General features: G+C 51.9%; 12 protein-coding genes, 1 other RNA gene and 1 pseudogene. All 14 read right to left on the reverse strand.

All coding sequences use genetic code 11. The features are described from left to right. Positions 1-48: 48 nt before the first annotated feature. Positions 49-675 carry a uracil phosphoribosyltransferase gene (upp, locus tag RDN69_RS04845; RefSeq protein ID WP_024048533.1) on the reverse strand — a complete coding sequence of 209 codons (627 nt, stop codon included), beginning with the start codon at positions 673-675 and terminating at the stop codon, positions 49-51. A gap of 11 nt (positions 676-686) precedes the next feature. Then, positions 687-1,911: pseudogene (glyA, locus tag RDN69_RS04850) on the reverse strand (serine hydroxymethyltransferase). 26 nt (positions 1,912-1,937) lie between these two features. Then, positions 1,938-2,480 carry a TIGR01440 family protein gene (locus tag RDN69_RS04855; protein WP_024048531.1) on the reverse strand — a complete coding sequence of 181 codons (543 nt, stop codon included), beginning with the start codon at positions 2,478-2,480 and terminating at the stop codon, positions 1,938-1,940. Further along, positions 2,473-2,928: a ribose 5-phosphate isomerase B gene (rpiB, locus tag RDN69_RS04860; protein ID WP_024048530.1), complete on the reverse strand. Its 456-nt coding sequence runs from the start codon at positions 2,926-2,928 to the stop codon at positions 2,473-2,475. The genes RDN69_RS04855 and rpiB overlap by 8 nt, the downstream gene beginning before the upstream one ends. 63 nt (positions 2,929-2,991) lie before the next feature. Next, the gene (locus tag RDN69_RS04865; protein ID WP_024048529.1) at positions 2,992-3,456 is read right to left on the reverse strand and encodes a low molecular weight protein arginine phosphatase; all 465 of its coding nucleotides are present in this window, start codon (positions 3,454-3,456) and stop codon (positions 2,992-2,994) included. After that, on the reverse strand, positions 3,457-4,485 hold the full coding sequence (locus RDN69_RS04870; protein ID WP_024048528.1) for an L-threonylcarbamoyladenylate synthase: 1,029 nt from the start codon (positions 4,483-4,485) through the stop codon (positions 3,457-3,459). Continuing rightward, positions 4,482-5,339 carry a peptide chain release factor N(5)-glutamine methyltransferase gene (gene prmC / locus RDN69_RS04875; RefSeq protein ID WP_273259932.1) on the reverse strand — a complete coding sequence of 286 codons (858 nt, stop codon included), beginning with the start codon at positions 5,337-5,339 and terminating at the stop codon, positions 4,482-4,484. The genes RDN69_RS04870 and prmC overlap by 4 nt, the downstream gene beginning before the upstream one ends. Further along, positions 5,339-6,415 carry a peptide chain release factor 1 gene (gene prfA, locus RDN69_RS04880; protein WP_024048526.1) on the reverse strand — a complete coding sequence of 359 codons (1,077 nt, stop codon included), beginning with the start codon at positions 6,413-6,415 and terminating at the stop codon, positions 5,339-5,341. Before prfA ends, prmC begins: the two co-directional genes overlap by 1 nt. Beyond that, positions 6,402-7,229 (reverse strand): DUF1385 domain-containing protein, encoded by an 828-nt coding sequence (locus tag RDN69_RS04885; protein ID WP_273259999.1) that lies wholly within the window; start codon positions 7,227-7,229, stop codon positions 6,402-6,404. Before RDN69_RS04885 ends, prfA begins: the two co-directional genes overlap by 14 nt. A gap of 108 nt (positions 7,230-7,337) precedes the next feature. Then, positions 7,338-7,589, reverse strand: a complete 252-nt coding sequence (locus RDN69_RS04890) for a type B 50S ribosomal protein L31 (RefSeq protein WP_024048524.1) — start codon at positions 7,587-7,589, stop codon at positions 7,338-7,340. Between the two features lie 152 nt (positions 7,590-7,741). Then, positions 7,742-8,068, reverse strand: a complete 327-nt coding sequence (gene trxA, locus RDN69_RS04895; RefSeq protein ID WP_024048523.1) for a thioredoxin — start codon at positions 8,066-8,068, stop codon at positions 7,742-7,744. Positions 8,069-8,255: 187 nt separating this feature from the next. After that, an RNA gene (rnpB, locus tag RDN69_RS04900) (RNase P RNA component class A) lies at positions 8,256-8,594 on the reverse strand. 32 nt (positions 8,595-8,626) lie between these two features. Then, on the reverse strand, positions 8,627-9,742 hold the full coding sequence (locus RDN69_RS04905) for a Nif3-like dinuclear metal center hexameric protein (protein ID WP_273259938.1): 1,116 nt from the start codon (positions 9,740-9,742) through the stop codon (positions 8,627-8,629). Continuing rightward, the gene (locus RDN69_RS04910) at positions 9,724-10,452 is read right to left on the reverse strand and encodes a class I SAM-dependent methyltransferase (RefSeq protein WP_273259939.1); all 729 of its coding nucleotides are present in this window, start codon (positions 10,450-10,452) and stop codon (positions 9,724-9,726) included. Before RDN69_RS04910 ends, RDN69_RS04905 begins: the two co-directional genes overlap by 19 nt. Between the last annotated feature and the right edge of the window lie 109 nt (positions 10,453-10,561).

The raw sequence follows: 10,561 nt of genomic DNA on the forward strand, positions 1-10,561 counted from the left end.
TTTTGATTTCACATAAAGTAAAATAAAAAAGCCGCTTGCGCAGCTTTTTTATTTAGTGCCGAAGATTCTGTCGCCCGCGTCGCCCAGACCGGGAACAATATATCCTTTTTCGTTAAGATGATCATCAAGAACCGCTACATAGATATCCACATCGGGATGTTCTTTTTGTACCACTTCAACGCCTTGCGGGGCCGCGACAAGGCACATCAACTTAATCGTTTTCGCACCGCGCTCTTTCAAAAGCGTAATCGCAGCTGAAGCCGAACCGCCGGTCGCAAGCATCGGGTCAGTAACGATGAAAAAGCGCTCCCCGATATCGGACGGCAACTTGCAATAGTATTCCACCGGCTTCAATGTTTGCGGATCACGATACAAACCGATATGACCGACGCGCGCACTCGGAATCAAATCAAGCAACGCTTCAACCATGCCGAGACCGGCACGCAGTACGGGCACAATGCCCATTTTTTTGCCGGCCAGACGTTTACCTATCGTCTTAGTGATCGGCGTTTCCACTTCGACATCTTCCAATGGCAAATCACGCGTGATTTCGTAACCCATCAGCAATGTAATTTCCTGCAGAAGTTCACGAAAATCTTTGGAACTTGTATTTTTGTCACGAATTAAAGTGACTTTATGTTGAATCAGCGGATGATCCAGAATATGTACAGCCATAAGCGCTCCCGTTATTTATAAATCGGATATTTTTCACAAAGTGTCGCGACTTCTTTACGTGCTTTTTCCGCGACGGATGCATCCTGCGGTGCTTTCAAAACAGACGCGATCACACGCCCTACCGTTTTGAAATCTTCTTCCTTGAAACCGCGTGTCGTCAAGGCCGGCGAACCGAGACGAATACCGCTCGTGATGAACGGACTTTGCGTTTCGAACGGAATCGTATTCTTGTTACAGGTAATGCCCACTTCATCCAAAACATGTTCCGCGTCTTTGCCGGTGATCCCGAGACCTTGTACATCAATCAGCAACAAATGATTGTCCGTACCGCCCGTGACGGCACGCAAACCGTTTTCCACCAATGTGTCGCCAAGTACTTTGGCATTGGCGATAATCTGTTTCGCATAGGCTTTAAATTCCGGCTGCAATGCTTCGCCGAAAGCTACCGCTTTGGCGGCAATGACATGCATCAACGGCCCGCCCTGGATGCCCGGGAAAATCGCTTTGTCAACGGCCTTCGCATATTTTTCCGTCGCCATGATCATACCACCGCGAGGTCCGCGCAAAGTTTTGTGCGTAGATATCGGCAAACGGCACCGGACTCGGATGTACACCCGCCGCGACAAGACCTGCAATGTGCGCCATGTCCACCATGAAAATTGCATCGACGGCATGCGCAATCGCCGCCATACGTTCAAAATCAATGATCCGCGAGTACGCGCTGCCGCCGCCGATAATCAGCTTCGGTCTCGCTTCGCGGGCGATTTTTTCCATCGCGTCATAATCGATACGTTCCGTTTCCCGATCCACCCCGTAGGAAACGACATTGAAGTAGCTGCCCGAAACATTGACCGGACTGCCGTGGGTCAAATGGCCGCCATGGGAAAGGTCCATGCCCATGATCGTGTCATTCGGCTTGAGCAACGCGAAATATACACCGAAATTGGCCTGTGAACCGGAATGTGGCTGCACGTTAACATGGTCACAGCCAAACAGTTCTTTGGCTCGATCGCGCGCCAAATTCTCTACTTTATCGACAAATTGGCAGCCGCCGTAGTAACGTTTTCCCGGATACCCTTCAGCGTATTTATTCGTTAAAATACTGCCTTGGGCTTCGAGGACTGCTTCACTGACAAAGTTTTCTGAAGCAATCAGTTCCCATTTGTTTTGCTGCCGATGCAATTCATCGGTAATGTAAGCAAATAATTCTGCATCCTGTTCGCGTAATTTTCGCATGATCATCCTCCTACTCAATGAAAATTTTATGCTTTTGTATACCGGGCTCGTTCGCCTCCGATCAGCGGAAATCTTGTTCGAGCCGCGACTACCAAAGCCGACCCGATATGATTTTGCTGCAATCGTACCGGCACTACCACGCGACGCAAATGCATGCCGATCATCGTGCAACCGATGTCCAAGCCGCCCGCCGCCGATACTTCTTCCACCACGACCGGATCGTTAAAAAGCGCCATCGCATTGGTAGAAAAAGAACCGCCCGCATGCAGCCACGGCACGACCGTGACTTGCTGCAAATGTAGGCGTTCCGCCGTTTTGCGTTCGACAACCAGCGCGCGGTTTAAATGTTCGCAGCATTGAATCGCCAGTTCCAAATGTTGCGCCTGCGCCACTTCCATCAATGCCTTGATCGCTTCTTCGCCCACTTCCGCGGAGCTGTCTTTGCCGATATGACCGCCGCGAATTTCACTGGATGAACCGCCAACCACGATTACGTCCTGCGGAGCAAATTGCGCGATCTCGCAAAGCTCGGTAAAAGCCGCTTTGGTCTGTTCATATATTTCACTCATGTGCAGCGCCTCCCTGTTCCAGTGCTGTAATTTCATTCACCCGACGCTCGTGACGACCGCCTTCGAATTGACCTTCCAAAAAGGCGTGTACGATTTCCAGCGCCAAGCCCGGTCCGATGACGCGCTCTCCCATCGTCAAAATGTTGGCATTATTATGCGCGCGCGATGCTTTCGCGGAAAAGACATCATGACAAAGCGCGGCACGAATGCCCGGCACTTTGTTGGCAGCGATGCCGATACCGATCCCCGTGCCGCAAATCAAAATGCCCAGCTCGGCTTCACCGGCGAGTATCGCCGCAGTGGCATCCTGCGCAATTAAGGGATAATCACAAGAATCTAACGAGTGAGTCCCCACATCTTTTACTTCATAACCTTCCTCTGCGAGTTCACGACGAATCGTTTCTTTCAAATGAAATCCGCCATGATCACTGCCGATCACTATCTTCATCATATCCCTCCTTGGTAGTTCTATCCTACCATAAAACAGACGGTAAGGGCATAAAAAGTACACTTATTTTGTGTCGCCATGCTCCGGATAGAGTCTTTGTTTCGCCGCTGCGAGATGCTCCCAAATCGAGCTTGCGCATTGCGCATACAAGCTTGCGTCACCGCCGAAAGGATCGGGGATCTCTCCGCCCAAACCGCTCCATTCGCCAAGTGTTTGGATTTTCTTTTCCAGCTCACCGAACGAGCGCCGTAAAAGATCGCGTTGGCTTTGCGTCATCACCACGACCGCATCCGAATTTTGTAACATATCCCGTGTCAATGCTTTTGCGGTATGCCCGGAAAACGGAATCTCACGACGTGACAATTCCGCCACTGCCAACGGCGCCGCCGGCATACCGATGGCCGGTGCCAAGCCCGCCGAATGGACCGTGTGTGAATCGTCAGTAACATCTTTCATTAAATATCGCCACATCGCTTCCGCCATCGGACTGCGACAGGTATTGCCCGTACATACAAATACGACTTTCATTTATTTCACCTCTCGAACCTGGTACGCGGCCGCTTTCAAAAGGCGATTCATGACCGCAAGCCCGATGCCCTGATCGGAAATACCTTCGGCATAAACCTCCTCCGCCGCCGTCTCGTCAAGATACAATAAGCCCTGGTATAAATGCGCCGCATACGCTGCAGCGTCAGCTGCCTCGCCCCAAATATAGATATTCTCACCGGCAGGTAAGGCGCGCGCCGTCTCGGCGCTTACCAGGTAGCCGCGGCGAGAGTCGTACGTTTTTGCCAGCGCAGCGCGAATTTTTTCAGTTTCTCCCGTATATAAATACACCGGTACACGCGGCGCGTAATGACGGTACTTCATGCCCGGCGCTTTCGGAATGCCTTGACCTGTGACAAGCGCCGTATCCAAACGCGTCGGCGCAAAGGCGGACAGCATTTCCAAGGTAATCGCTCCCGGTCGATATATGACAAGTTCATTCTCCTGCAGTGATACCACGGTCGATTCTAAGCCGATCCGGCAAGCGCCGTCATCTAAAATGACATCCACTCTGCCGTCCAAGTCATGCCGCACCGCCGGCGCGGTCACCGGACTCGGCCGTCCGGACAAATTCGCGCTGGGCGCGGCCAAAGGTACGCCTGCCGCGGCAATTAAAGCGCGCGCCACCGGCTGACTCGGCGCCCGTACAGCTACCGTCGCACCGCCCCCCGTCACTGTTGTCGGAACGATATCCGATTTCGGCAATACCAACGTCAGCGGTCCCGGCCAAAATTCGGAAATAAGTCGGTCAACAAGCGGCGGAATTTCCTTTACCAAAGGCGCCAGGCCGTCGCGATCCAGCACATGTAAAATCAGCGGATTGTCGCTCGGACGTCCTTTGGCAACATAAATTTTTTTCGCCGCCTCACTATCCAAGCCGTTGGCCCCTAACCCGTATACCGTTTCCGTCGGAAATGCGACAAGGCCGCCGGCCCGCAGAATTTCGCCCCATGGAGCCACCTGCGGCCCCAGCGGCCGTGAGTGATCAATTATTACATACTTTGTTTTCATATCCGTTTCCACCAAACTACACGATCAAGATTCTGCAGATCCTGCCTGACGGCAGGTTCGCTGAACGCGTTCACTTCACGCACAAGAGCGCTTACCGCAGCCCCCTGCTCCGCGCCGATCTCCACCGCACAAAGTGCGCCTTTGCGCAAATGAGGTACCATGGCCGGAATCATTCGGCGGTAGATGGCTAAGCCATCTTCTCCGCCGCGCAACGCAGTCATCGGTTCGTTCCGCACTTCCGGCGCAAGGCCTTCAATCTCCCCATTGGGAATATACGGCGGATTGGACACGATGATATCAAATGTTTGATCGGCAAGGGAATGGAAAAGATCACTCTCGATTATTTCCACGCGATCGCTTACTTCCAAACGTGCCGCATTTTGCCTCGCAACCGCCAAGGCGGGGGCGGAGATATCGCAAGCGATGCCCGTCCATTGCGGACGATAGTGCAAAAGGCTCAAGATGATCGCGCCGCTGCCGGTACCGATATCTAATACCCGCAAAGGCGTTTCACCGCAGTGCTCCAGTACCGTTTCCACGAGCGTTTCCGTCGCCGGACGCGGGATCAAAACATCTTTTGTCACCACGAAAGGCAAGCGCATAAATTCTTTTTTACCGACGATCGCCGCGACGCTGTAGCCTTCGATGCGACATTGAATATATGTTTTCAGTCGGGCGAGTTCGGACGCTTCGAGCGGACGTTCAAAGTGCGTATACAAATACAGTCGATTGACATCAAGCACTTCCGCTACCAATAAGTCGGCATCCAAACGCGGGTTTTCGATTTCGTGCTTGGTAAAATACGCCACCAGCCATTGCAACATACGACCGATCGTCCAGAGCTCGTTCGCCATCAGTTCTCGCTTTCCGCCAGTTTGGCCGCCTGATCCGCGGCAATCAAACCGGATAATAATTCTTCCAAATCGCCGTCAAGTACCGCCTGCAGCTGGTAAATCGTTACATTGATACGATGATCCGTCACGCGGCCTTGCGGAAAATTATACGTGCGAATGCGTTCGGAACGATCGCCGGTTCCCACTTGACTTTTACGGGCAGCCGCCAGTTTTGCATCCGCTTCCTGTTGCGCTAAATCGTAAAGGCGCGCTTTTAGTACGCGCATTGCCTTATCTTTGTTTTTGGCCTGACTTTTCTCATCCTGGCAGGTCACTACCAGGCCGGTCGGCAAATGCGTAATGCGTACAGCGGTTTCCGTACGGTTGACGTACTGACCGCCGGCCCCCGATGCGCAATACGTATCGATGCGCAGATCCGACGGTTTGATTTCGATTTCCACATCTTCCGCTTCCGGTAAAATCGCCACCGTCACCGTCGATGTGTGGACACGACCGCCGCTTTCGGTTTCGGGCACGCGCTGCACACGATGTACGCCGCTTTCATATTTCAATTTGGAATACGCGCCGACTCCTGTGATCGAAAAGACGACTTCTTTATAGCCGCCCAAACCGGTTTCATTCCAATCGATCAAATCGCAATGCCAGCCTTGTGCTTCGGCGTAATGCGTATACATGCGCATTAATTCCGCGGCAAATAAAGCCGCCTCATCGCCGCCGGCACCGGCGCGGATTTCCACGATGACATTTTTCTCATCGTTGGGATCTTTCGGTAATAATAATATTTTCAACCGCTCGGCAAGTTCCGCTTTTGCCTGTTTATTCTCAGCGAGTTCCTCTTTTGCCAGAGTCAGCATATCCGCGTCCTGGTCTTTATCGTTCAGTAATTCTTCCGCTTCACGAATGCCGGCCACAGCTTTTTTGTACTCGCGAAACGTTTCGACCGTTTCCGCCAAGGCGGCGTGCTGTTGCATCAACGCGCGCCACTTTGCCTGCTGCGCGATAACGTCCGGGTCGCTGATTTGCTGCTCCAAATCCAAAAAGGTATCTTCCACCGTTTGTAATTTATCCTCTAACATATTCCTCCTGCGGCTTGGCCGCGTTCATCGCGGCAATGGCGACTTCGATCTGACTGTCATCCGGCGGGCGAGTGGTAATATTCTGCAGCCACAGTCCCGGTTTTACCAATGCCTGCACCAGCGAATTGTCGCTGCGCGCAGCCAGCCGAATCCATTCATAGGCAAGGCCCGCCACGACAGGCATCAAAATAATGCGGGAAAGAAAGCGTTCCCACAAACTTGGCCAACCTAAAAACGCAAACACAAAAATACTGACAATCACAACCATCAGCAAAAAATTCGTGCCGCAACGCGGATGTAATCGGGATTGCGGGCGAACATTTTCGACCGTCAGCGGTAAATTCTTTTCATAGCAGTAAATCGTTTTATGCTCTGCGCCATGATACTCGAATACGCGCTGAATATCTTTCGTCCGCGAAATGCCGTATAAATACGCTAAAAAGATCAGGAGCCGCAGGATTCCTTCCGCCAAATTCAACAAAACATGGTTGGAACCCGTTCCCGGGATAAATTTAGCCGCGTATGTCGGAATCGCCAAAAACAAAACCGCGGCAAATACAGTCGACACCGCCATCGTAATATAAATCTCTTTGTCGTCCAGCTTTTCGTCTTCTTCGCCCGCGACCTGCGCCGAAAACATCAGGGAGCGCATGCCGATGACAAGCGACTCGTAAAGCGCCACCATACCGCGAAGCAAAGGCTTGCTTAAAATCGGATACTTCGCGCCTAAAGGCAATACTCTGTCCTTTTTCACGACGATCTCGCCGCCGGCCTCACGAACCGCCGTGGCAACGTATTCCGGTCCGCGCATCATCACGCCTTCGATGACCGCCTGTCCTCCTACATAAGCTTTTTTCACCAAATTCCCACTTTCATTTTATGTATAAAAATAGACAGACACTGTGCGCGCCTGCCTACCCTTTTATTCGCTCTCTTTGCCGTATCGTTTATTGAATTTTTCAATACGGCCGCGCGCTTTCGCGAAACGCTGCTGGCCCGTATAGTACGGATGCGATTTGCTACTGATATCCACATTGACCAGGGGGTATTCGTTGCCGTCTTCCCATTTAATTGTCTGGCTCGACGTCATTGTGGAACGAGTCAAAAACGCGTAATCCGCGCCGGCGTCTTGGAATACGACCGGATGATATTCGGGATGAATTCCTTTCTTCACAGTTGCACCTCTTTTCTTAACATACTGACACTAAGATAGTATAACAAATGCCCATGTCAAATGCAAGATAATTTACGTACCGATATCTCATTTTATAGTGGACTTTACAAAAAAAACAAACGGCACCGCAGTACCGTTTGCGCAAAATTATTTTATTTTGCGTATTCCGCAAATGCCGCTTTCAGTTCATCCGGACGATTGCCGACGATTCGTTTTACTTCTTCGCCGTTCTGGAAGAAAATGAGGCTCGGTACGCCCATTACGTCCATTTGACCGGCGAGGTCGCCGCCTTCATCCACATTCACTTTGACAACTTTGATCTTGCCCGCGTATTCTTCTGCGAGCTTATCAACTACCGGCGTAATCATTTTACACGGGCCGCACCACGAAGCCCAAAAATCAACCAATACAGCGCCTTTTTCAGATTTTACTTCCGATTCAAATTCTTGTGCAGTGGTAATTTCTGTAATATTTGCCATTAGGTATCACCTCATGTAATATATATCGAAAAATATAGAAATCCTATATCAATATCATACCTACTTTCTTTCAGTCTGTCAAGTTTGTCCCTATTATATATGTATCAAAATACCGATACGGCAGGCGTTGTTGCACTTTATGCGAGAGTAAATTGAAAACAAAAAATCCGCCGTAGCGGATTTTTTTATTACGAGTAGTCAATAAGCCGAGTTCTGTACGTTTACACGTGACAATCATCTTTCTAGACAGCCGATTACTCGACTGTTCAAGCGACACACCCAAAAGGTCAGCGGGCAACTTCATCCCTTTTCTATTCGGTCTTGCTCCGAGTGAGGTTTACCTGGCCGACGGGTTACCCCGCCGCCGGTATGCTCTTACCATACCGTTCCACCCTTACCGTTGCCGGCGGTCTACATTTCTGTGGCACTATCTCTGAGGTCACCCTCGCCGGATGTTATCCGGCACTCTGCCCTGCGGAGCTCGGACTTTCCTCGAGCTTACGCTCGCGATTGTCTTTCGTACTCGTTTTGACAGTGTATCATGTTTCTGCCAGGTCGTCAATTTCCCCAAAATGAAAATATATCTGCCCGCACAGGATCAGCGACGATGTTCAGGCGAACGCCATCCGTCGCAAGCATTTGCGCTAAATAATCCGCCAGACGATCGGCAATTTTGATCTCCGTGTGGTAATGATGTCCGTCGACTACCACGATTCCCTGCGCCGCGGCACGCTGCGCCTCGTGGTATTTGACGTCGGCGGTCAAATATAAATCCGCGCCCTTCTGCACCGCGGCATCGGCGAATTCCATACCGGCGCCGCTGCAAAGCGCAACGCGTTCAATGGTTGCACGTTGGCCGGCATACCGCAATACCGGAATCTCCAAGGCGGTTTGAATTTTCTTGAGCACATCGCCCAGCGACAGCGCTTTAGGAAAACGGCCGATCCGTCCCAAGTAAGAGGTTTCCCGCGGTCGCTCCAACGGATACACATCATACGCCACTTCTTCGTAGGGATGCGCGTCAAGCATGGCACGGATCACGGTGTTCAAGTCATGTGCCGACACGATGGCTTCCACGCGTTCTTCCTCGACCGTTTCCATTTGTCCCGGATTACCCAAAAAAGGCTGCGCACCGGCTAACGGTAAAAAGCGTCCCTGTCCCTGTGTACTGAACGTGCAATGCGAGTAATCGCCGAGCGCACCGGCGCCATGATCTCCCATGGCGGCGCGGACTGCGTCTGCATGCGTTTGCGGTGTGAATACCGCCACTTTGTAAAACGGCTCGTTATGCGTCGGTACAAGTCCTTTCACATCAACAAGCCCGATTTGCTCCGCCAACAGATCATTTACACCCGCGGTCGCAATATCCAAATTCGTATGCGCGGCGTAGCAGGCGATATCGTTTTGCACTAAAAGTCTCACTAAGTCCGCGACCGGGTCTCCGGCGACCAATTGCTTCAACGGTTTGAACAGAATCGGATGATGCGCAACGATGAGGTTGATACCGTGCTCTTTCGCATAACAGATATTTTCTTTCGTGACATCAAGCGCCGTCAAAATACCTGTCACTTCCGTCTCCGGATCGCCGACCAGCAATCCTACATTGTCCCAGTCTTCCGCCAATTTCGGCGGCGCCCATTCTTCCAATGCCTGCATTATCTTTCGGATTCGCATTGCTGCAGCATCTCCTTCCACTGTGCGATATGTTTCTCCAATGAATATAATTCCACCTGTCGTGCCGCAGATCGCTCTTTCGCGTGCAATAGACCGTTGCGATGAGCTTGCGCGCGCTGAATTAATCGCTGCAGATGACGGGCTAGCAGCGGCGAGCGGCTTTCCCAAAGGTAGGGCCCGACCGCCGCGAGTTCCTCCGGCAGATCCTGCGTCCCGGGAACGACACGAATGATTTCATAGAGGTGTTTGCCTTCTTCGCAAAGCCATTCCCGATCAATTTTCAGACCGAGTTCCCGCAAACTTCGTCGCAACAGCGCCTGCCCCGTCATCGGCTGCAAAATAATAAACGCCATCTTTTGATATACTTCCGGCCGCGCCTGTAAAAGTTCCCGCATCAGCGGACCGCCCATTCCCGCCAAAATAATACCGTCCGCCTCGTCAGCCTGTAAAATTTCCAGGCCGCTGCCCAGACGAAAATCAGCCTGCGCGCTGCATTGCGTTCGGCAAAAATTTTGCCGCGCCGTTGCCAACGGGCCTTTCCGTAAATCGCTGACGATAACGTGACGCGCCCGCTTTTTTTCGAGCAGGTACAAGGGCACGTAGCCGTGATCGCTACCGATATCGGCTACGGTATCGCACACGGGCACGGCATCCGCAACGGTTTGCAAACGTGGTGACAACGTTATAGAAGGCGCTGCGCCATCCGGCATACAAGAACTCCTTTCGACAAAAAAGGACGACCGCAGTCGTCCTACAATGCAATGTGGTGGGCCCACCTGGGTTCGAACCAGGGACCGACCGGTTATGAGCCGGTTGCTC

Source organism: uncultured Negativicoccus sp., from assembly GCF_902480485.1.
Taxonomy (GTDB): domain Bacteria; phylum Bacillota; class Negativicutes; order Veillonellales; family Negativicoccaceae; genus Negativicoccus; species Negativicoccus succinicivorans.